Genomic DNA, 22,080 nt, shown 5'->3' on the forward strand with positions numbered 1-22,080 from the left:
GCCCCTTTGATTTCCTTGAGTTATTGGGCTTCGAGAGAATCAAAGCAAATTCCCTGACATTCCGTACAACGGTCTACAGTAATGCTGGCATAGATCACTTCGGATAAAGTTCCTTGGCATTTCGGGCTTCGGAAGTTGAGTCATTATTTTTGCCTAATTTTTAGCTTCATTATTCCCACTATCTTAACATATATATTGCTGGATATCACCCCCACCACCGGGAAATTAAATCTGCTGGATCCCAATTCGATCCTTTCAGGATTAAATCCACAGTATCATTCACCATTTATGGGCTTATTAACATTACTCAATAAATTGATAAATTTTGTTATATTTCCGATTAAAATACTGCCGCATTACGGGTTGAAGGGTAAATAGAGTAATTTTTTGGGCTGTTTCTTTGGTAATCAAGGAACGACGGATTAAGGATTGCATGGCATCAGGAAGATTAGCTGGGGAAATGGGGAGTATGTCTCGCAATTTAGCCAAAGAAAGCGATTCTGACTCGGCGGCTAAAGCAGAAATAACCTGTTGTTCTAATTCCGATAAGCGATCGCACTGCTGTTGTAACCTAAATTGCAAATCTTCCGGTAAAAATAACGGGTCATAATCAAATAATTCCTCCACGTTGCCGCCAAACAAATCGGTAATCATGGTAGCAACTATTTTTAACCAAAGGGGGTTTCCTTGGTACTGATGAATCAATTTGTCCCAGTGGCGATCGGGGATTAAACCTTGTTGGCTTAAAAGTTCTCTAGCGGGTGCAATACTTAACCCATTTAATTGTAATGAATGACAATATTGATTCGTGGATTCTACGTCAGCAATTTCTTTAGGTGGTTCTGAACTAATCAGCAACAAGCAAGATGAGTGAGAGAGTTCAGCCACTTGTTTAAATAGGCAGCCATAATCCTCATAACCAGTTCGGTAATAACCCGCGAATTTTACCCTATCGAAAAGCATTTCTACATCATCGAGAATCACCAAACAGCGAAACTTGCGGAAGAATTCTAGCAGTTCCGATATCGATTCCTTCCGGTGCGATTCTGTTACGGAGATTCGCGGGTTTCCCAATAAAGAGTAAGTAGGATAATTTGAGCAAAATTGCCGGATACTTTGCTGAAGTAATTCTAGGGTTGGGGCAGAACGCAAACTGCGCCAAATTACATAATCAAATTTATCTTTAATTTGCTCGATTAACTTCACTGCCAGGGTAGTTTTGCCGATGCCACTAATACCCAAAAGTTCTACCAAGCGCGATCGCTCTTTTACTATCCAATTTTCTAATAAACTGAGTTCATCTTGCCGTCCGTAGCAAGCAAAAATTTCCGGGGCTTCACTTAAATCTTGACAGGGGATATTCTCAGGAGAAGGAAGGAGAGAAAGGGAAGAGATATTTAACTGAGTTTCCAATTCATGCAATAAATCGCGATCGCTGGGCTGAGATATTTCTAAAGATTCCCAATCATTTGCCACCTCATTTCTCTGTGCAAAAGCTTTACCAAACTGTAAGACAAAAGAAAATCGCCATCGTCTTTCTAATGCCGAGCGAAAATTGCCTTTATTAACAGCTTCACCCAAGATATCAGAGAGTGCCTGCCACAACTTAAACCCCACTTCTTTCACATACACTTCAGAACGGTGGTGTGCCTCGGCAATTTCCCGATATTTATGATTATCCCAAGCCCCGCGCAAAATAGCCTGTTGCAAACTATCCAGGTGTTTTCCCGTCATTGCAAATATCAGATGGTCAGCAAATTCCAAGACTTCTTCGATATCCATTTCCCTGGTATATGTCAATAGTTTGGCGTATAGCAATTCTCTCTCCTGATGAAGTACAGATTAAAAACCTGTCATTCCCGCGCAGGCGGGAATCCATCTTTTTATGTAGACAGAGAATTTATCTATTATAACCAACTAAATCCACCTTTTTCCACCCCACCCAGCTAAATCCACCTTTTTCCACCCTATTTTGGGTCTAAAATTCCCTACTTTATCCAGCTTGATCCATCTAGACAAATTTTATCAATATCCGTGATAATAAATACTTATTTTATGTCTATTGGAATCTTAAATAAATAATTCGGTAGGGTGCGTTAGGCGCTCAATTAATTAAAAATCTAACCAGAAACTCCCAATAGCGCCGTAACGCACCTTACGCCGATGAACATAGCAGTCTTCGTAGAGCCTGGTTTTAACCACAAATATCTGCCGGAAGGTATCCCCCGGAGTAAGGGCGAAGCATGACCGTAATAAATTGCTGCTTTTAACCACAAATATCTGCGGTCATGCTTCGCCCCTACAGGGGTAATTGATTCTTCTGAAAAACGCTGTAGGGGTTGGGGGTATCAACCCAATTATCTAATTTTTGAAGGCTTCTTATACGGAATCCGGTTGTCATAAACGTAATAAAAGTCGCCAGCCTAAAGGCTTTCAGCTTTTTATAGAAGACCTTTCGGTTCCGGATTCCGTATTAGACCGCTACGACGTTGACATCATATATTCGTCAAAATACAGTTTGATTTGAAAAAGCGATCTTTTCCTTAAAATTTGGCGACTCTGTATTCTCGTGTGATTGAATCAGATATATAAGCGAATCTTAGATATGATATGAGTCAAAATTCAAATTCACAAAACTTAAACCAAGTTACCTTCTCACAAATTGTAGATAACGAATTTGATATAACTGAAACCTATTGGCATCCTGATATGGGTGGATTAGTGCCTGAATTAATCCATGCAACAGAAACAATAGATCCTTGGATTCCAGGTTTGCGTCAGATTATGGATCAAAACCTGAAACAACCTGGTCAAACTGTTGACGCTCCAGCACTTTTGAGACGGGATGAATGGGCTAATATTGAATCGCAATGGTTTTGGGATAACTATGTTAACGGAAATATTGGTGCTGTTGATGGAACAATTATTTTTCCTCACACTAAGTTTGTTTTAACTCAAGTTTTTGCCGTAGGAGTTGGAGTCTATAACTCAGCGGGAAATACTGACACAAGATTAACGGCAACTAGAACTGTTGCGAATTTTGTGCAACCACCGCAAGGAATTCCAACTCCTCAAGAAATAAATAGAGCAATTGAGCAAACAAAATTTCTCACTCAGGATAAATCTTGGCCTAATACATGGAGAGAATATAGAGAACGAGTAGCCGCTATTGAAACTAACGAACAGATAATTTATTTAGATGGCCCCATTATTACTCAAAATCTAGTAACTCAGGCACAGGGTCGTCAAATTATGCGAGATTTACATGATACAGGCAAGTTCTGCGTTGGAGTGATCAAAGATATTCGTCAAAGTCAGCAAACACTTAGATGGTTTAGTAGAGCTTTGCAGCAAAATGAAGTTTTTTTAATAGATACTGTTGGAAGCTTGTTGAGAACCCGCCTACAAGACTGGGGTAGCAATGACGATCTCGTTAGTTTTCTAAATAATGTAGCTGATCAATATGTTCGTGGTATTTACAAACCCGGTAGAAAAGTTTTTGGTTTTGAATGTCTAGCCCATGATATCCCAAGGGCTATGGCAATGTTATTTCAAGATTGTAATGGAGTAGCAGGCCATGAAATACCATATATTTTAGATAAAGTAGATTGTGATATTAGAGGCAAGTTTAGACCTGATGAAGCCGAACAATATCTTTATGGAAAATTAGCTGAACAATACCCTGGACAAACTTTGGATGAAATGAATGAACGTTTGATGAGGTAATTATGACTTATAGCAATGATTCTCTAAGTGAAACACAGTCCAATAATAGTCAACAAAATCAGACTTCACCTAGCTTTACACCAATTGCCCCATTGGTTACTTGGTCTGATAGCTATGGTGCAAACCCCGCTTATGTTGAGTTGCTAGGGTTTCCTAATAGTCCAAACTATCAACGAATTGAAGCACTAGATTTTGTAATTATTGAGGATGTTTGGGATAATCCACGATATCAATATTTTGCTAGGATTGAAGAAGCTAATCTCAACCTACCTTTAATGGGATTAAGCCGAGAGAATCCTACCCGTATTGTTACGCAAGAAAGATATTTAAGAGGGATGCCAACTCCTTCTACTTTAGGTGAATGTGTACATCTATTTAAAGCCAAACTTATTACGCGCCTTGACAATGGAATCTCATCTTCACCTCGAACAAGACCTAATTGGAATAGTCCAACAAGATTAGCAAATGCTCAAGAAATTATTGATAATCTTGGTCTTCCATCTGCTAACCCAGATTTTGAAATAGGAGTGATTGCATAATGTCTGACAATAGAATTTCAATTTGTTTGGATAATCAAGTGCTACGTCATCACGGTGCGGTAGCTGGTACAACTGGGTACGGTAAGTCTAACATCAATAGTAATATTGTGAGGGCTGCTATTAATATGGGTTATTGTGTTTTCTTATTTGACCATAAGCCGGACTACCAAAATTTAGAGAAACCTAACGATGAGAAAGATTTATTTACAGATCCTCAGTGGAAACCTCAAGGATTTGATTGTCAACTACGTTATTTTTCGCTATCCGATGATAAGTCTCGTAAAGCCAACTCAAATGAAAAGTTAATAAATGTATATGCCAGCAGTTTCGAGCCTTATCAACTAGCTTCTGCTCTTTTTCATAAAAGAGGTGAAGAAGTGCCGCAAGAAAATATGACTTTGCTATTGAATGAATATAAAGACAAGCAAGAAGAAAAAAATAAAAAACCCTGGACACTAAAAGATGCAATTGAGTGGATTCGTGGGCTAGATAAGGGTACAATGTCTAATGTTTTAGGTGGTGGTAGTATTACTGAGAACAGTAAGACTGCGATGCTCCGTAAACTAAAAGCGCGATCAATGCCTTGGATGGATCGGATAGAGGATTACAGCACCAGTAAGTTACCAGGGCTAGAAAGCACTCAAAAACGTCTAGCTCCAGAAATTGACGTAACATCATTAATTACAAAAAAGACTGTAAATATTATCCGAGTAGGGCAAAGTCAAGGGCGAGATTATGGTTTATTTTTGTCGTTTTTGTTAGAGCGTGTTTATGATGCTAAAGCTTCTAACCCCGATCTTCCCCCTATTTTATATTTAATTGATGAAGCACAAGACATCTTTAGCGGTTCTAAACAGTTACGCGAAGCTTGTGAAGATATGCTCGATGCTAATATGAGAAAGGGGCGTAGTCTTAACATTGCTTTTTGGTACGGTTTGCAAAGGTTCAGTGCATTGCCAGAAAGTATTAGTATCAATATCAACTCCCGCATTATTATGGCTCATAAGCAAGCCGATGAAGTAAAGAACGCTTTACCGGGAGCCTCAAAAGAAATTCTTGGTTTGGTTACACAACTAAAACGTGGAGAAGCCTTGGTTAGTTTGTTTGGTTCCACTTCAATCGTACAAGCTAAAATGCACCCATCTAAAGCACTGTTAACTAAGGAATAGTAATTAACTAATTAAACTAATGGAAACTCAAAAACTTGCTGTAGAGGGGCTTCATCTAGGACTGGTCAAGACTCCCATAACAGAAACAGACATCTTAAAATACTTGAGAGATGCTAAGTCTGATTTAGCTAAGATTAAGAGCATCTACGATGCTATTTCTGTAAAAAATGCCACGAAAGCAATTGAGGAGCTAACCAAACAAGTTGAGGTAGCAGAAGACATTCGTTTAGATGCAACAGAACTCCGTATTCGGTCTGAAAGAGTATTAGGGCTGATGATAGAGTCGATGCCATCGAAAAAGAAAGGAAATCATCAAAAGCCTAATGTAAGTGTCGATCAAAATGCTGAATGTATAAATGACTTACCAGAAACCAATTTCCCTACACTAAAAACATTAGGTATTAGACAAGATGAGGCTAATCGATGCCGTAGCCTTTCTAGGCTTAGAGAGGATATTTTTGAAGCAATCTTGACTGATGTTAGATTAGAAGTAGCAACAAAAAAGCGAAAAACTCTGTCTGTTACTGCTATTGTAAATGCTTTTCGACAACTAGAAAAAGGTAAATCAGAATCTCTTTACAGTCCTCTGATAAAACCTTCTGATAATTGGAATTTTGCTCAGGTTAAATATGGTCGAATTGACCAAGAAGATAATGAAATAGAAACTTGGGGTTACATTCCAGGGGAACTGTACGCTAACTGTTTTTGGTATTACGTTAAACCTAATGATTTAGTTGTTGCACCAATGGCAGGTGCAGGTCAAGTTTGGCGTGTCTATGAGGATCGTCAAGAATGGATGGGACAAAAAGTTTATGATTTTCAATTGAAAATGTTCGATTTGACTCCACGTGGCAAGTATAAAGATTTAATTGGTCAGCATGATTTGATCAAAAGCTTCCCAGTTCCAAATCCTGATTATATAGTTATGGATATTCCTTATTATGGAATGGTTGCTCAACAGTATTCTAACAAGCCAGAGGATTTAGCTAACATGGCTTTAGAAGATTGGAAATTAGCAATAGCCACAATTGCTAAAAATTGTGCTGCCGCACAACAGACAGGAACCCTTTGCACGGTTATTTCTCCGAATTATCGAGATGTGGCAAAAGGGAAAATTGTTGTGATTACAGACATGATCCGCTCTTTGTGGGAGTCGGCTGGTTATGTTCTTTATGATAAAGCTTACTCAAGTCGCCGAATTCAGCAAAATCAAACTCCTCAAATGGCTAGAATGAATAATCAGGCTAAAGCTAATCAAATTATGCTGACTGACATTACAGAAATTTTGACATTTCGCAGGCTTTGATTTGGTGAATATCATGGCCAATTCCAGGCAGATATTGATGCAATGATTAACAATAAATTTAATCAAAGGTTTAGCGAATCGTATGAAAGGATTGAGTTTCAGTGAAATTTGGGAAAAATTATCAAGCAATGACGAATCAGTTTTAATAGAGGCTAAACGTGCATCTGACATTGGAAAAAGTGTGATGGAAACCGTTTCGGCCTTTGCTAATGAACCAGGACGCGGTGGCGGATATCTCATCCTGGGAGTAGAAAAATCGGAAGATGAATCCGCTGAAGATTACAAGATAACTGGAATTTCTAACTCCGATCAAATTCAATCCAATCTTGCTAATCAATGCCGCGAAATGTTTAATGTGGCGATTCGCCCACAGATTGAGGTAATTAGTCACAACGGCACAAACGTCATCTTGGTTTTCATCCCAGAAGCTCAACCCCATGAAAAGCCTGTTTATATAAAAAATAAAGGTCTTCCTAGGGGTGCTTTTCGCCGTATCGGATCGACAGACCAACATTGTACGGATGAGGATATTGCTCTTTTCTATCAGTTACGTCAGCACCGTACTTTCGATGAAACTCCTGTACCTGAGTCTAGTTTAGATGATTTTGACCCGCAGGCGATCGCCGAGTATAGACGGATCAGAAGTAATATCAATCCTAACGCTGCTGAATTAAACTACAACGACTCTGATTTGCTCTACTCTATAACTGCCACAACTAAACATCAAGGACAAATATGTGCAACTATTGGAGGAATTCTTTTATTTGGAAAGGTAGCAGCTTTAAGGCGGTATTTTCCCATGAGCCGTATTGACTATATCATAGTTGAAGGACGTGAGTGGGTTCCTGACCCAAATAATCGATATCAAACCGTTGAGATTCTTGAGCCGTTATTACTATCGATACCAAGGCTAATCAGCCTTGTTTTAAACGATATTCCCAAAGCATTTACCCTGGGAGATAACAACATTTATCGCCAAGAAGTACCAGTAATTCCGCGAACAGTTATTCGGGAAGCGATAGTCAATTCTCTGATGCACCGTAACTATCGTACACGCCAACCCGTACAGGTAATTAGATTTTCCAATCGCCTGGAAATTCATAATCCAGGTTATTCCCTAAAGTCTTTCGATTCGCTGGGAGAACCTGGTTCCATTACTCGTAACGAAAAAATAGCTGCTGTTTTGCATGACGTAGGTATTGCGGAGACAAAAGGTACAGGGATCCGCGTTATGATTGATGAAATGCATAGGGCAAATCTAACCATTCCTTTATTTGAATCAATTTCAGAGAAAGATTGTTTCACGGTGAAACTCTTAGTTCATCATCTATTAAGCTCTGAAGATGTAGAATGGTTAGCACAATTTAAGGATTATTCTCTTAACGACGATGACGCAAGAGCACTAATTATAGCCAGGGAAATTGGCGTAATAAATAACTTTATATACCGCTCTATCAATTGCGTGGACACCCTAACGGCTAGTGGACGCTTAAGACATCTGCGGGATTCGGGCTTGCTAGAACAGAAGGGAAAAGGCTCTGCAACTTACTATATCCTTAGACCCAATCTGTCAGGGGAAGGCTTACCTGGCACCATCGTGGCACAAGATAGTCCTTATCTAGCGAGTAGCCCTGTAGATAACAGCTTATCTAGCGGGTTAGCAGTCCAAGACAACCCTAATCTAGCGGGTAGCCCTATACATAAGGGTAATGAGCAAAATTACTTGGATCGGATGCCAGACAATCTGAGGGACGCTGTTGAGCAACTGGGAGAACGAGCGGATCCGCAAAAAGTAGATTCTGTAATTCTGATGCTTTGCGAGTGGCGTGATTTGTCTTCTTCTGACCTGGCTGGGATTCTTGGGCGCAGTCAAGTTTACCTGCGAAGTAACTATCTCAACCGTCTGATCGGTACGGGTCAGCTTGAATATATTCGGCCTGAAAGTCCCAGCGATCCGCATCAAGCCTACCGAACTCGGAACTTTTGGCCGCCCGGTAGAACTTGATTTTGCTGGAGTGGAAATTTTTGCCTCTCCCTTTTTCAACTTTGCCATTGGGCAGCTACTCAGAGATATTTCCCCAGATATTTACCCCGTCTGCTGAAATTTTCTCACCTGAATGCGATCGCTCTTTTTATTTCTCCTAAATAAATCGATAAATTCACCACAGAACTCTGTCGGACACAAAGATTAGTCTGAGTCAGGAGGAGCGATCGCTTATAAGATCAACCATGCTATATTTATCATTGATGAAGACTAACATCGAAATCCGCTAGAGTTACATCACCTAACTGGAAAAAATAGCTGACATTTAATCAATATCACAGCAGAAAAATTTGACAAAAAATATAATGAAAAAACAACAAGCGATCGAACTCCTTAGCAAGAGTAAAACTCTACTCCAAGAAAAATACGGAGTCACTACCCTAGCTTTATTTGGTTCTACTGCGAGAGATACCGCCACTGAAAATAGTGATATCGACATCCTAATAGCCTTTGAAGGAAAAGCAGACTCTAAACGCTATTTTGGCTCTTTATTTTATCTCGAAGACTTGCTCAAATGCCCTGTAGATTTGATTACAGAACCAGCCCTACGCCAGGAACTAAAACCTTATATCGAGGCAGAAATAATTTATGTCTAATACATCACAAAGAGAATGGCGATTTTATATTGATGATATGATTTGTTTCGCAGAAAAGGTTTTACGTTATACCAAAAACCTCGATCAAGAAACCTTTATTAACAACGAACCTTACTACGATGCAACCCTGAGAAACTTAGAACTTATTGGGGAAGCCGCCACCCACATTCCCCAAGAGATTAGAGTCAATCACCCAGAAATACCCTGGCGACAAATTATTGCCACCCGTAACCGCATTATTCATGGCTATTTAGGTATTGACAATGATATTATTTGGAGTATTATTACTGACGAAATTCCCGATATAATTAAAAAATTGCCAAAGGTAAAAGAAGAAAATTCAATTTAGCGAAATTCAAGGATTTTTCCATTCGCTCAAAATCCTCGAATATCTTTTTATTTCCCCTCGATAACTCGATAAATTAACCACAGAGACACAGAGGACACAAAGATTAGTCTGAGTCAGGAGGAGCGATCGCCTATAATCCGCGATCGCTCTTTTTATTTCCCCGAAATCAATCGACACATTTACCACAGAGACACAGAGGACACACATCACTGATGACTAGAGACAGGCCGAAATATATGGCTATGTTCGGGATGGTAGAGGCGCGATCGCACTTCGGAAAATTGTGCAGAACATTGCCTATTTTCTAGCCATTTTAACGCGGGACTAACTACATACAACGTAGTTTTAATTAAATTTTCTGCGATCGTCACAGTTGCCATTTCTGCCAAAGGCACCACCACGATTTTTTCATCGGGCCATCCCAGACGATAACAAATCGCCACAGGGGTATCTTCTGGATAATGTTGTAACAGCTTTTCCTGAGAATCTTCTACATGGCGAGCACTCAGATACAAACAAAGACTCGCTTGGTGAGCCGCTAAAGAAGCTAATTCTTCTGTATCAGGCACCGATGAAGCCCGCCCAGATACACGAGTCAAAATAATAGTTTGCACCAGACCGGGAACGGTCAATTCTACATTTAATTTCGCGGCAGCAGCTTGAAACGCACTAATTCCAGGGATAATTTCAAAGGGAATTTCTGCCTCAGCCAAAGCTTGCATTTGTTCGCCGATCGCACTATACAAACTGGGATCGCCAGAATGTAAACGAATCACCGATTTACCTGCTTTCACCCGTGAAATCATCATGGGCAAAATATCTTCCAGGGTTTTATTTGCCGTGGGAATTTTTTCCGCATCTGCCCGACAAAATTGTAAAACTTGCGTGGGGACTAAGGAGTTGGCGAATAAAATCACATCTGCTGCCATGAGTAATTTTTGGGCTTTGACCGTGAGTAAATCCGGATCTCCTGGCCCAGCGCCGACAATATACACCGCTGGTTTGAGCCCAGCTACAGATGGAATAGACTTAGATTTCTGAGATTCAGACATTGATTCAGACATTCGATGCTAATTTTTATGGTTGATAAAGATTTCTCAGTAGTTATTTTTGCGGCGACTCGCGGGAAATATCCCATGTTTGCCGATCGGGGGAAACCACATCGGGCAAAGGACGATTTAATTTGTAAAGCCAGATTAATCCCGCTAACCCCAAGGTAATGCCGAACAGACTAACCATTTGCGCCATTTTCAGCGGCCCAAACATTAAACTATCCGTCCGTAAGCCTTCAATCCAGAATCGCCCCAGGCTATAAGCGGCTAGATAGACTAAAAATAAGGTGCCCGCTTTTAAGGGTTTTTTGCCGGGAAACTTTCTAAAGAATAAGGACAACAGTAGGGCAAATACCATCAAATTCCACAGCGACTCATAAAGAAAGGTGGGATGGAAGTAGTCAAACTGTCTCATTTCCAGGGGTAGATGAAACCGATTTTCTGGGGGAATATAGAGTTTCCAGGGTAAGTTGGTGGGATCGCCGAAGGCTTCGGAGTTAAAGAAATTGCCCCACCGCCCGATCGCCTGTCCCAGAATTACCGAAGGGGCGACTAAATCGGTCAGTTGCCAGAAAGATATTTTTTGCAGACGGGCAAATATTAAAGCGGCTAGGATGCCTCCCAACATAGCGCCGTGAATGGCAATCCCACCTTTCCAAATGGCGATGATATCTCCTGGGTTTTGGGCATATTGTGGCCATTCAAATAGCACATAGTACAGTCGGGCAGCGGGAATAGCGCCGACTACCAGCCAAATGGCTAAATCACCAATTAAGTCTGGGTTAACCTGGCGTCGCTGGGCTAAATATTGGGAAAGGGTGACACCAATTAACACCGCTGAGGCGATTAAAAGGCCATACCAACGAATGGTTAATGGCCCAAGGTGAAAGATAATCGGCCCTGGGGAGGTGAATTGAAATCCGATGGGAAGAGAGTATATATCCATAATGATATTGAATTTAATCTTTAGCCAAGGCAGAGTGACGCCCTTGTTCAGCATAAAATATTAATGCCACCTAGCATGGTGATTAAATATGACCAAACGCGCGATCGCTCATAAAAACTCTGTCTCGAAAAGTCCCGTGATCAAAAAGTCCGTGGCTAAAAGTCCTGTCCCGAAAAGTCCCGTGACAAAGAAGTCCGTGGCTAACAGTCCAGTGCCGAAAAGTCCCGTGCGGAGGGGCAAAGGTGCAGAGGGGCAGGGCAGCGGAGGGGCAGAGGGGCAACGGAAAACTCCGGTTGCTAAAACTCCGGTGCCGAAAAGTTCCGTTGGCAAAATCTCCCTGCGGAAAAAGTCCGTGCTGAAAAAGTCCGCCTCAAACGCAGAAACCCCCAAAAATCAAAAACGGCATCATTTCCGAGGTGCCAAGTCCAGCCACGACCAGCCAAAAATTCAACCCAGACCGCTACCCCAGACCAAATATGAGAACAACATACCGCTTTTAGGATTATCTTTATCCCAGTTGACCGAGTGGGTACAACAACAAGATCAACCCGCTTATCGGGGTAAGCAGCTACATCAATGGATTTATCAACAAGGGGCAAAAACCCTGGAAGACATCACGGTGTTTCCCAAACAGTGGCGGGAAAATCACCAGGATGTAGCGATTGGGCGATCGCAAATTTTGCATCGTTCTGTGGCTTTAGACCAAACCGTTAAATATTTGCTGCAATTAGCCGATGGGCAAATTATCGAAACCGTGGGCATTCCCACACAAAAGCGGTTAACCGTTTGCGTCAGTTCCCAGGTGGGTTGTCCTATGGCTTGTGATTTTTGCGCCACCGGCAAAGGAGGCTTTACCCGGAATTTAGCCGTCCATGAAATCGTGGATCAGGTGTTAACGGTGCAAGAAGATTTTGGCCGTCGCGTCAGCCACATCGTATTTATGGGCATGGGTGAACCCTTACTCAATACCGAGAATGTTTTAGCGGCAGTACGCTGTCTTAATGAAGATGTCGGAATTGGACAGCGCCATCTGACTATTTCTACCGTGGGAGTGCGCGATCGCATTCGCAAACTCGCTCAATATCAAGGCCAATTTACCCTAGCCGTGAGTCTTCACGCTTCCAATCAAGCCCTGCGGGAAAAACTGATCCCCTCGGCCAAACATTCTCCTTTAGATCAGCTAATGGCAGAATGTCGGGAATATGTCAACATCACCGGACGACGGTTGAGTATTGAATATATTCTCTTAGCCGGTTTAAACGACGCCCATGCCCACGCCATAGAACTCGCCAATCTCTTGCGCGGGTTCCAATGCCACGTTAACCTAATTCCCTATAATCCGGTAAAAGAAGCTGACTATCAACGCCCAAGTCCCCAAGAAATCCAAGCTTTTGTGGACGGGTTACAACAGCGACATATCGCCGTCAGCGTCCGCTACTCGCGAGGCTTAGAAGCTGACGCCGCTTGTGGACAACTGCGAGCCTCTCGTCGTTAAAAGTTCGGTAATCGGCGGTGATGTGTCTCTTGAAAATTGGTAGAGTCATCCCTGAGTCTCTGGATCTAGTTAGGTAAACATTACCTGTAAAACTGATAAGTCGTCATCAAAAATCCGCTTGGGATTGAGATTCCTTAAATAATCCAAAAGATGATCCAGTTCCGTCTGATTTGTTTCTCGATAGTGACTGAGTATCTGCACAAATTCCTCTAAAGTCCACAGATTGCCGTCGCGTTGAGTAATTTCATAAGCGCCATCGCTATAAATATATAAGGTACTCAACGGAGGCACTTGACAAGATTTCTGCATATACTCAATATCTGGAAACATCCCAACGGGCATTCCCGGAGTTTTCAGTTGCTCAACGGTTAACGGGGTATTCCGGCCACCAGACAGCAAAATTGCCGGGGGATGACCGGCGCAAGAATAGGACAACTCGCGAGTGGAGAGATGATACACGCCGTACCAGATGGTAAAGTATTTGTCCTGGTGCATATCCATCTGGAAGGCTTCATTTAAAGCCGTGAGCACGCGAGCGGGTTCAGAAAAAGCCACTCCAGGCAAGGAACGGGTACGCAGTAAGTGCGACATAGCCACCGAAGGCAGGGTAGACCCCAGACCATGACCAGAAACATCCAGTAAATACATCACCAAATGCTCATCATCTAACCAATAGTAGTCAAAACAATCTCCTCCTAGTTGCCGGGAAGGAATAAACCGACTGTTAATGGTGACAGCAGCGGTTTTCATCGGTGGGGGTAGCTGCGATCGCACATATTCTGCCCCCTCTGCCAACTGTGCCTCCAAACGATGATTAGAATCTGCCAACATCTGGTTAGAAGAACGCAAATCTGCCGTGAGTTGATAGATTCTCAACCCCGCTCTCACTCTGGCATTGAGTTCATCGGGACGAATGGGTTTAGAGAGAAATTCATCCGCCCCAGTATCCAAACCCATCACGCGATCTTCCGTTCCCCCACGGGAAGTCAACAAAATAAAAAAAGTGGTCGAGAGATCGGGATTAGCCTTAACTTGGCGACAAACTTCTAGTCCGTCCATGATCGGCATCATCCAATCACAGATAATCAGAGCCGGACGGACTTCTTCCGCTCGCTCGACTCCTTCTTTACCATTTTCGGCTACGGTGACGCCATAACCCTGCTTTTGTAAAGCTCTGGTTAACACCACCCGAATCGTCGGGTCATCATCAATCACTAAAATCTGAGTCATGGGGCAGGGAAATTAGGATCATTCGCTTAAAATTGGATCTAACGTTAAACATAGCAATAGATACTACATTCCACAGCATCTAGTTCAACCAGTCGATTAAGATGAGGGTGGATCGGTCTGGTCATGGTAATTTCTGTTTAATCGGGGGAAACCCCTGGGTAAAATAGCGTCTCAACGCTTGGATTAAAAGCTTTTGAGCAACGTCCCTTCTATACCAGACCGACAAGGATTTAATCGCTGTTTAAAGAAAAATCAGGCCGGGATGAGAATTTATTTTCACCAAAATATAAATTATCGTGCCATTCTAAGAAGAGGGATAAAATTTAGACGATGTTCTATTGTATGATATCTAATAATTAATTTTGAAATCACGTAGCAAAAACTCTCAAAAATAGGGGGGTCATCAAATCATCGTGGATTATAAAGATGTGAAAAAACTACCAGTACCCCAAAAATTCACCCTGCATCTCACAACAGAAATTCAGTTACTCAACGAAGTTTTGTCATGGTTTGATCAGTTTGATTGTCCCCCTGTACCGAATAGAACTTGGATGCAATGTCAGTTAGCCTTAGCTGAGGCATTTACGAATGCTGTGCGTCATGCTCACGCAGAAATGCCAAGCAATACGCCAATTGATCTTGAAGTCTCTATTTTACCTGAGTCTTTGGAAATCCGGATTTGGGATTGGGGTCCAGGATTAGATTTAGCCGCAAAACTGAAAGCCCTGAGTCAGAACAGAGATAAAGATGCTGAAGGGGGACGGGGTTTGCTCTTAATCCAACTCATTGCGGATCATATGAGTTATACAAAAACTCAAGATAATCGGAATTGTTTCTTGATTGTTAAGCACTACGATAATAGTTAATCGTGAATCCGTATCTGACGCGAACCATCCTGAAACTTATGAAAAAAATAAGAGACAGCCTGATGGCGTCTCTTATTTTGGTGATGGTTTGTTTTAAAGAAATCGTCTTATTATAAAATCGGCGATCGCTCTGCCCTAACTAATGAAAATTTTTAGTGGCTATGGTCATAAATTCCTGGAGCATGAGCTTCGAGCACCTTGCCAGTGCGAACACTACTCAGCATAAAGTAATCACAGAAAGGACATTGGGTTTGGCTTTCTTCGCGCTTAATAAAGTAGTAGCGTTCGGCGAGATTTCCACAGTTTGGGCAGCGAATAGCTTGTAATGTTTGCATTTCAAAACCTCGGTTTTCTTTGATTCCAAATTTGAGTCCAAAAAGTGCTAATCAACTCAGGAAATAGAAACCATCAGGATGCTTGGGTCATCAAGCAGATAATCCCAAGGGTTTTTATGGGTTTATGGCGGCGGTTTCTATTTTTGATTGACAATCTGAAAAGTCTTGACCAATCTATGTGTGAAATCTATGTGTGAAATCTATGTGTTCAAGGTCAGAGAATTTTCAGTTTCCCAAAATCATCAAAAAAAAAATTAAATAAATTTTTGCCCATTAAGGCGAATCTCTGACAGAAGAAAAATTTAATGTTATTAGTCCTGTCGAGAGACTGGTGTTCGGAAAATTAAACAGATTTTTTGGTTTTGCTAGATTTACTGGTTTCGCCAAAGGACTCAACCGTTGGGAGTTTATACGTGGTCAAAGGTGTAATTTCTTGACAAACTCTTTTCGACTGGTGAACCTTTGGACAGACTGATTATCTCAGATATTTGACAATCCTGTCAACCTTAATTATTATTTGGGATCAATCGAAAAACAGCGATAACGGTTACATTCGTTAATGATTTTTATCACATAACTGTGATTTTTTTCATGTTTTCCTCATATATAAGGCAATTTTTGCTGGAAAATTTTAGGCTATTTAATAAAAATTCATAAAAAGTTACACAGTCGTCCCACTAAACCTGATTACCTTGCAGAAATCTTAAGGAAAATTTTAGATTTCTCAGGGGCAGAAATTTAGAAGTAGCAACATATGATTGATTCCTGATTCTATGATTCCCGATCCTAGTTTAGCCCCAATTAAATTACTGAATGGTAATTACCCGATGACTCAACTCGGATCGATCTCTGCAACGATGGGACGAACCCCCTAGTGCCGTTGACACCTCTAACTCTAAAGGGTCAATTGCCTCACACCATACTAAATAGCTCACTAAATATTGCTTTCCCGTTGATTCAGTTCTCAGGACTTTCGGTAAATTCCGTATATTTACGGAGATGTTCCATTATTTTTAAAGAGTATATAAACTCTGGCAAAATCCCTTGTCACTTAGGGAAAGTTAGTGCATTAATAGATATAGAAGCAAAAAATCTCAAGAATCCAATCTAATCTTGGGATGTAACCAGTTATCTTCAAATAAGCTTATAGAGCCTTAGCGGCACTGCATCTATATCAGTCCTAGATCAAGAACCAAGTCCTAGAAAAACAACGGAGAGTGACAAACATGAAATCACAAACAAAATTTTTTACCACTGCCGCAGCCACCGCGATCGCTGGTCTAGTCTCCGCAGCCCCAGCACAGGCTTTTAGTTTTAACAACAGCGGCATTTCATTTAACGAAGATACCACCGTCAACTTTGATTTTTTGGAATCCCACGGTTGGTTCAAGTCCAATTTTGGCGTGATCGATTCCACCGGCAAACAAACCGTGCTATTTGCTGAAACCAAACGAAGTGATGGATCTGGACCAGACAACCAAGGAACCGTTGGAAACACTGTGCTCAACGCCTCTGCAAAATTCAAGTTTGAAGCGGGCAAGCAGTACGCTTTCTTTTTGGACAGTGGCACAGATGTTTGGCGTGACTATGATGTTTACTCCACCGACTCCAAGAATGCCAGTTTTCTCGGGTTTGCCAACCAGTTCAAGTTTTTACAAGGGACATCCGTACTCAGCGATCTCAATTACAAGTATTACAGCACCAGCGTGAATAGCGCCCTTGGTCAAACGGCTGGAATTCAGAATGCGAACCCCTTTGCCGGGCCTGTTCTAATTGCTGTTGAGGATTCCGGTGTAAACGGCCACAGAGACTTCAATGACTTCATGGTGACCGCTCAGGTGGCGGTGCCAGAACCTGCGACATTAGCAGGCTTGGGACTGGTAGCAGGTGCAATGGCGATGTCTCGCCGTCGCAAAACCAATCACAGTGCTTAAATCAGGATTTCACCCTGAGATGATACTGGGATAGTGGTATCACTCCACCAAGTTATCACCATCTCAGTATAGCTCCGGGATAGAGTAAATTCTTTGAGGATGCCACAACTGCAAAAAAGTGGCATCCTCTTTTTTTGGGGGCTCTCGCTCAAAATCAAGCGCCTTTGTGGTAGTTTACCCTTTGACCCCATTGGCTACTACACCCAAGACCCTGGCACCAGAAATTTTTAATCCTTCTTGTGCTTTCTTTACCAGAGAACGGTCTGTCTTGGCGAGTCGAGTAACCAAAACGAGGCCATCAGTTTGTGCGGCGAGGAAGTTGCCGTCGGCCAAGCCTACCAGGGGTGGGGTATCGTAGATTACCAAGTCGAAAAAGTCCTGAAATTGCTCCATCAGAGATTGCATCTTTTTGGAAGAGAGCAGTTTGATCGGGTCTTCTGGAACCGGACCTGCGGTTAAAACAAATAAGTTATCATCATTGGGCGATCGCTGGATCACATCATTCAGGCTAATGTCAGTAGCGATCGCATCGCTGAGTCCCTGCACATTCGGCACACCAAACTTATTATGAATCTTGGGAGAACGCAGATCCGCGTCTACCAGTAAAACCCGCTGACCGATCGCGGCGGCGGTTTTCGCTATATGCACTGCCACCGTAGACTTACCCTCCCCAGCGGTAGCCGCCCCAATGACTAAAGATTGGATGGGGTTCTGATAACTGAGCAACCGAATATTGGTATAAAGAGAACGGAACGCTTCCAGTATGGGAGAAGTGCTGTAGGTCTGAATTTGCGCCTTAGTCGCCAGCAGCAAACTGAGACTTGCCTGATTTTTTTCCAAAGCCAGACCAGTTACAGGGGCAAGTTGCTTCCGGCGATCTGAGGATCTTTTCTTCAGGTCTTTAGCGAAAGGAATGATCCCCAGCAGGGGTAGTTTAGTGGCGCCTCTGAGTTCTTCCGGTGTATGGAAGACCGAAATCAACACCTCTACGAGAAAACCCCCCCCGACCCCAAGCAACATACTGACAATCACTGCCACGATTAACTGGCGCTTCGTTTGTGTCACCGTGATCGATATCGGTTGGCCATTTTGATCCCTGGGTACAGCAGGTTCCTCAATCACTTGCCACCCGACGCTCTCTTTTTGTCGGGCTAAATCAATCTCCAAGGCTTCTCGTTTGGCCAAAAATTCTTTCAGGTTTTTCGTACTAACTTCTAGCTCTCGCTGCAAATCATCATACTCACGGGCAACGGCTGGCAGTTGTCTAAGTTGTTCGGTTAGCTCAATCTCAGTTTCAGCTAATTTTTGTTCGTTAGCCTCTATTTCCCGGATTTGACCGGCGAGGTTTTTTAGATAACCTTGGGCTTGTTCGCTGGCCAATTCTTGCAAATTTTGCTGTTTTTCCCGTAGTTGCTGTATGGGTTCGCTATCTTCAAAAAATAGCGCTGACTGTACAGCGATGTCGCTTTCTATTTTCTGAAGCTGTCCAATGACAACTTCGTATGCTTTAGGATCTATGGCCAAAATTGAGATTAAATTACCTTCAGCCAATTGTTTTTCCAGGTTAGCGTATTGTATTCGCATCTGAGCTAGGGTTCTTTGGGCATCGACTCGCTGTCTCTGAATACCAAGCAACTGATCGGTCAAGGCTCGGCTGGCTGTTTCTGGAATCAGCACCTTGTAATTTTCCCGCAGTCTTTGCATTTCTTCTTGCAAAATATCCACTTGAGATTTTAGCTCAGGCAGCTTTTTATCAATAAATTCAATATTATTACGGAGGTCTTTTATCCGTTCTTCTTGGCTGTATTCTAAATAAGCTTTTTTCAGATGTTCTAAAACGGTTTCGATCCTTTTCGGATCTAGATCATTATAGCGAACTACCAAAATTTTAGTCCCTTGTTCCTGGGAACCTTTTTTCACGCTAATTCTAGTTAGAGACAGTCTAGATGCCAGCGTTCCGTAGCTCAGTTTGGGATACTGTTCTTGAAGCTTTTCCACCACTGGTTGGAGTATTTTTGGACTTTGGAAAACACGAATTAAGCTTTCGTAGTCCACCAAGCTATTATCTTCGATTTTAATTCTTTGAATATCGGAACTGGCATCTGAGGTTTGAGCCATTAAGTACATTTGTGACAACATTCCTTCCGCCGTAATGGGTTCCACCAAAATCCGAAACGCGCCGGAATACTCTGGAACAATCTGACGAGAACTCTTGACCAGCAATGCCCCAGCTAGCACGCTCAAGGTGATGCCTACACCAGCCATAATAATTGCTCGGCGACGCACAACGGCAAAAACCCAGCCTAAATCCAAGGAATCCCCATTACTCTCTTCAGCGTTGGCTGAGTAACTCTGAGGCAATGAGGAATACCTGCTGATATTGCGATTTTCGGAAAACTGTTGATAATTAGTTTCGTAATCCATGTTTGCTCCTTAAAAAAAGACTGTCTGTTGGCTTTGAGTACCTGGAGAGCCGATGTTATTGCGATCGCCATCATCTCAAGTGAAATAACCACCCCATTAATCGGCAGTTAAAGCCGGAAGCCTTAGCAGCATTATGGATAAATAGCTTGACTAATGCTTGAGAAGGTTTCTCCACCGGATCGGGCTTAAGGAACGGTCAAATATTTGAGAATGCCCAAGAATTCTAGAACCCTGAGAAACCCGCCCGTGCTAGTAGTTGCCGAGAAGATATTGTTGAGATTATCTCCGAAGGCGGTTATACCAGAGGGGTTAACCACAACAATGTCGTTATTACGGAGTATGGGATTGGTTTGTTCGTTGATGCTGGCAGCTAAATCAACAGAAACAGTTTGTCGAGAAACTGTGCCATTTGGGTTGAGGCGAATTAGCTCCACCGCACCGCGAGCGGCTCGACTATTGCGGAATCCACCCGCAGCCAGCAGGGCTTGATTCAACGGGGTATTTGGCTGCACCCTGATCGTTCCAGGTATTGTGACTTCTCCGACCACCCTCACATTAATTGTCTCGGGAGCAAAGCTGGCTGTAGCGATTTGTTCGGCTTCAGCCGGATTGACTTCGGCGGTTGCGGGAACGATAATAATATCTCCATCTTGCACGATTGGGTCTTGATTGATGTCTCCGGTCTGCAACAGTTGCCAGAGATTGACCGAAATAATTTGTGCGGCTCCTTCTCTTGTGGGTCGCTGCAATTGGATTTCCCGCAGATTCGCTAGTGGTTTAATTCCTCCGGCGATCTGAATCGCCCGGGTCACGGTTGGTAGCCCCCCTAGGTTAAAATCTGCTCCGGTGTCCCCTCCTAGGACAATATAAGGACCCGGACGCGCCACTTCTCCCACTACTGTAACATTCCTAGCTTGAGCCATAGGAATCGCAAAGCTCGTATTTGCCAGTTGTCGGATTTCTCCAAGGTCTACGGTAGTCGCTGTGGGAATGAAAATGGAGTCTCCATCAAGTAGTGTGATGTCCCATCGGCGATCGCCGGTCTGAAGCATTTGCCAAAGGTTAATATCGATCGTCCGCTGCGAGCCATCTCTTTGGGGACGACGTAGCTCGATCCGCCGCAAATCTGCTGTGAGCTTAATTCCTCCAGCTTGTTCAATCACCTGGGTTATGGTCGGGTACTGAGTGCCCGGACGCTGGCCGACTCCACCTTTGAGCGACACCGAGTAGGAACCGGGGCGATTGATCTCCCCGGCGATCCAAATATTTAGGGGACGCGGGGCTTGGAGATTGACTGAGATCACCGGACGTTTCAGAATATTCGCGTAAGCCTGGGAAATTGCATCAGCGGCCTCTTCAAGGGTTAAGCCCTGAACTGATATGCTTCCAGCCAGGGGCAGAATCAACCTACCATCGATGGGAATCTGGTAATCCCCACTGTATTGCTCAACCCCCAATATATCGATCCGAATCGTGTCCCCTCCACCTAATATGTAAGCTGAAACCGGCAGTTCTGCACTTGCTGGAGCGGGAATTTCTGGAATGCTTGGGGCAGGAACTTGTGGAATGGTGACAGATGTTTCTGGCATAGTCTGCGGGGATTCTGGGGGCGGTGCAGGGCGAACCGGAGTCCCCCCAGTTGCGTCTGGTTGCGATCGCTCCAGCAGTGGCAATTGCCCCAAGCAAGGATCGGAAGTGCCTAAGCTGGGAACAACCGATAGGGTCAGACCCAAAACTGCCTGACTTATTGTCTTCACTACATTAGTGTGGTTTTTTGATGACATATATATAAGGTGACATATAATTATTCAAGATGTCTTGAATTCATTTTACCCGCCTTCTCTCTTGATCTAATCGCTAGAAGCCATCTAGCACCTGGGCAATCCAATCTGTTTCCACGGCCAAACACGGACAAATCAAATTTTGCGGCGGATTTACCCAACCAAAGTTATCAATTCGGTAAATTTTTAGTATTTTAACCTTTGCCTCTTGACCTGAGTAAGCTGACTGGCCGCCCAGTAAATAATTCGCACAGAATTTTTTTTCCCCAGAAGTTATCAAGAAATATT

Annotated in this window: 20 protein-coding genes; 11 read left to right on the forward strand and 9 right to left on the reverse strand. The window is 42.8% G+C overall.

Annotated elements, in window-relative coordinates; translation table 11 throughout:
* Positions 1-20: 20 nt before the first annotated feature.
* Positions 21-98: a hypothetical protein gene (locus AM228_RS36645; protein ID WP_369817663.1), complete on the reverse strand. Its 78-nt coding sequence runs from the start codon at positions 96-98 to the stop codon at positions 21-23.
* Between the two features lie 205 nt (positions 99-303).
* Positions 304-1,818, reverse strand: a complete 1,515-nt coding sequence (locus tag AM228_RS02660; RefSeq protein ID WP_231636563.1) for an NB-ARC domain-containing protein — start codon at positions 1,816-1,818, stop codon at positions 304-306.
* Between the two features lie 792 nt (positions 1,819-2,610).
* Here AM228_RS02660 and AM228_RS02665 point away from each other — a divergent pair.
* From AM228_RS02665 to AM228_RS02695, 8 genes are all read left to right on the forward strand, one after another.
* The gene (locus AM228_RS02665) at positions 2,611-3,726 is read left to right on the forward strand and encodes a hypothetical protein (protein WP_054464553.1); all 1,116 of its coding nucleotides are present in this window, start codon (positions 2,611-2,613) and stop codon (positions 3,724-3,726) included.
* A 2-nt stretch (positions 3,727-3,728) separates the two neighbouring features.
* Positions 3,729-4,265, forward strand: a complete 537-nt coding sequence (locus AM228_RS02670) for a hypothetical protein (protein WP_054464554.1) — start codon at positions 3,729-3,731, stop codon at positions 4,263-4,265.
* Positions 4,265-5,434: an ATP-binding protein gene (locus AM228_RS02675; protein WP_054464555.1), complete on the forward strand. Its 1,170-nt coding sequence runs from the start codon at positions 4,265-4,267 to the stop codon at positions 5,432-5,434. The genes AM228_RS02670 and AM228_RS02675 overlap by 1 nt, the downstream gene beginning before the upstream one ends.
* Positions 5,435-5,453: 19 nt before the next feature.
* Positions 5,454-6,740, forward strand: a complete 1,287-nt coding sequence (locus tag AM228_RS02680; RefSeq protein WP_054464556.1) for a hypothetical protein — start codon at positions 5,454-5,456, stop codon at positions 6,738-6,740.
* An 82-nt stretch (positions 6,741-6,822) separates the two neighbouring features.
* Positions 6,823-8,745 carry an ATP-binding protein gene (locus AM228_RS02685; protein ID WP_054464557.1) on the forward strand — a complete coding sequence of 641 codons (1,923 nt, stop codon included), beginning with the start codon at positions 6,823-6,825 and terminating at the stop codon, positions 8,743-8,745.
* A 10-nt stretch (positions 8,746-8,755) separates the two neighbouring features.
* Complete coding sequence (locus tag AM228_RS34835; RefSeq protein ID WP_231636582.1) at positions 8,756-8,842, forward strand: hypothetical protein; 87 nt, start codon at positions 8,756-8,758, stop codon at positions 8,840-8,842.
* Positions 8,843-9,089: 247 nt separating this feature from the next.
* Positions 9,090-9,380 carry a nucleotidyltransferase family protein gene (locus AM228_RS02690; protein WP_054464558.1) on the forward strand — a complete coding sequence of 97 codons (291 nt, stop codon included), beginning with the start codon at positions 9,090-9,092 and terminating at the stop codon, positions 9,378-9,380.
* On the forward strand, positions 9,373-9,729 hold the full coding sequence (locus AM228_RS02695) for a DUF86 domain-containing protein (RefSeq protein ID WP_054464559.1): 357 nt from the start codon (positions 9,373-9,375) through the stop codon (positions 9,727-9,729). The genes AM228_RS02690 and AM228_RS02695 overlap by 8 nt, the downstream gene beginning before the upstream one ends.
* Before the next feature lie 6 nt (positions 9,730-9,735).
* Here the strand turns inward: AM228_RS02695 and AM228_RS31650 are convergent, their stop codons facing one another.
* Genes AM228_RS31650 through lgt form a run of 3 tightly spaced genes read right to left on the reverse strand, consistent with a single transcriptional unit; the run spans position 9,736 to position 11,727 of the window.
* The gene (locus AM228_RS31650; RefSeq protein ID WP_156331482.1) at positions 9,736-9,936 is read right to left on the reverse strand and encodes a hypothetical protein; all 201 of its coding nucleotides are present in this window, start codon (positions 9,934-9,936) and stop codon (positions 9,736-9,738) included.
* Positions 9,936-10,781 (reverse strand): precorrin-4 C(11)-methyltransferase, encoded by an 846-nt coding sequence (gene cobM / locus AM228_RS02700; RefSeq protein WP_054464560.1) that lies wholly within the window; start codon positions 10,779-10,781, stop codon positions 9,936-9,938. Before cobM ends, AM228_RS31650 begins: the two co-directional genes overlap by 1 nt.
* A gap of 52 nt (positions 10,782-10,833) precedes the next feature.
* Complete coding sequence (gene lgt / locus AM228_RS02705) at positions 10,834-11,727, reverse strand: prolipoprotein diacylglyceryl transferase (RefSeq protein ID WP_199317216.1); 894 nt, start codon at positions 11,725-11,727, stop codon at positions 10,834-10,836.
* Positions 11,728-12,172: 445 nt separating this feature from the next.
* Here lgt and rlmN point away from each other — a divergent pair, with 445 nt between their 5' ends.
* Entirely contained in the window at positions 12,173-13,222 is a 1,050-nt protein-coding gene (rlmN, locus tag AM228_RS02710) for a 23S rRNA (adenine(2503)-C(2))-methyltransferase RlmN (RefSeq protein ID WP_054464699.1), read from the forward strand.
* Between the two features lie 69 nt (positions 13,223-13,291).
* Here the strand turns inward: rlmN and AM228_RS02715 are convergent, their stop codons facing one another.
* Entirely contained in the window at positions 13,292-14,452 is a 1,161-nt protein-coding gene (locus AM228_RS02715; RefSeq protein ID WP_054464561.1) for a PP2C family protein-serine/threonine phosphatase, read from the reverse strand.
* A 428-nt stretch (positions 14,453-14,880) separates the two neighbouring features.
* On the opposite strand from AM228_RS02715, the gene AM228_RS02720 reads away from it, so the two are divergent.
* Entirely contained in the window at positions 14,881-15,318 is a 438-nt protein-coding gene (locus AM228_RS02720) for an ATP-binding protein (RefSeq protein WP_231636565.1), read from the forward strand.
* 152 nt (positions 15,319-15,470) lie between these two features.
* On the opposite strand, the gene AM228_RS02725 is transcribed toward AM228_RS02720, so the two are convergent.
* On the reverse strand, positions 15,471-15,653 hold the full coding sequence (locus AM228_RS02725; protein WP_054464563.1) for a hypothetical protein: 183 nt from the start codon (positions 15,651-15,653) through the stop codon (positions 15,471-15,473).
* A 1,226-nt stretch (positions 15,654-16,879) separates the two neighbouring features.
* Between AM228_RS02725 and AM228_RS34840 the strand changes: the two genes are divergently transcribed.
* Positions 16,880-17,587: a PEP-CTERM sorting domain-containing protein gene (locus AM228_RS34840; RefSeq protein WP_054464564.1), complete on the forward strand. Its 708-nt coding sequence runs from the start codon at positions 16,880-16,882 to the stop codon at positions 17,585-17,587.
* A 174-nt stretch (positions 17,588-17,761) separates the two neighbouring features.
* On the opposite strand, the gene AM228_RS02735 is transcribed toward AM228_RS34840, so the two are convergent.
* Positions 17,762-20,011, reverse strand: coding sequence for a GumC family protein (locus AM228_RS02735; RefSeq protein WP_054464565.1), 2,250 nt, complete (start codon positions 20,009-20,011; stop codon positions 17,762-17,764).
* A 185-nt stretch (positions 20,012-20,196) separates the two neighbouring features.
* The gene (locus tag AM228_RS02740; RefSeq protein WP_072160621.1) at positions 20,197-21,795 is read right to left on the reverse strand and encodes an SLBB domain-containing protein; all 1,599 of its coding nucleotides are present in this window, start codon (positions 21,793-21,795) and stop codon (positions 20,197-20,199) included.
* Between the last annotated feature and the right edge of the window lie 285 nt (positions 21,796-22,080).

Source organism: Planktothricoides sp. SR001 (assembly GCF_001276715.1).
GTDB classification, from domain to species: Bacteria; Cyanobacteriota; Cyanobacteriia; order Cyanobacteriales; family Laspinemataceae; genus Planktothricoides; species Planktothricoides raciborskii.

Coding starts and splice junctions, on each gene's coding strand:
- AM228_RS02665 (WP_054464553.1), top strand. CDS start 2,611: ATGAGTCAAAATTCAAATTCACAAAACTTAAACCAAGTTACCTTCTCA.
- AM228_RS02670 (WP_054464554.1), top strand. CDS start 3,729: ATGACTTATAGCAATGATTCTCTAAGTGAAACACAGTCCAATAATAGT.
- AM228_RS02675 (WP_054464555.1), top strand. CDS start 4,265: ATGTCTGACAATAGAATTTCAATTTGTTTGGATAATCAAGTGCTACGT.
- AM228_RS02680 (WP_054464556.1), top strand. CDS start 5,454: ATGGAAACTCAAAAACTTGCTGTAGAGGGGCTTCATCTAGGACTGGTC.
- AM228_RS02685 (WP_054464557.1), top strand. CDS start 6,823: ATGAAAGGATTGAGTTTCAGTGAAATTTGGGAAAAATTATCAAGCAAT.
- AM228_RS02690 (WP_054464558.1), top strand. CDS start 9,090: ATGAAAAAACAACAAGCGATCGAACTCCTTAGCAAGAGTAAAACTCTA.
- AM228_RS02695 (WP_054464559.1), top strand. CDS start 9,373: ATGTCTAATACATCACAAAGAGAATGGCGATTTTATATTGATGATATG.
- AM228_RS31650 (WP_156331482.1), bottom strand. CDS start 9,936: ATGTGTGTCCTCTGTGTCTCTGTGGTAAATGTGTCGATTGATTTCGGG.
- cobM (WP_054464560.1), bottom strand. CDS start 10,781: ATGTCTGAATCTCAGAAATCTAAGTCTATTCCATCTGTAGCTGGGCTC.
- lgt (WP_199317216.1), bottom strand. CDS start 11,727: ATGGATATATACTCTCTTCCCATCGGATTTCAATTCACCTCCCCAGGG.
- AM228_RS02715 (WP_054464561.1), bottom strand. CDS start 14,452: ATGACTCAGATTTTAGTGATTGATGATGACCCGACGATTCGGGTGGTG.
- AM228_RS02725 (WP_054464563.1), bottom strand. CDS start 15,653: ATGCAAACATTACAAGCTATTCGCTGCCCAAACTGTGGAAATCTCGCC.
- AM228_RS34840 (WP_054464564.1), top strand. CDS start 16,880: ATGAAATCACAAACAAAATTTTTTACCACTGCCGCAGCCACCGCGATC.
- AM228_RS02735 (WP_054464565.1), bottom strand. CDS start 20,011: ATGGATTACGAAACTAATTATCAACAGTTTTCCGAAAATCGCAATATC.
- AM228_RS02740 (WP_072160621.1), bottom strand. CDS start 21,795: ATGTCATCAAAAAACCACACTAATGTAGTGAAGACAATAAGTCAGGCA.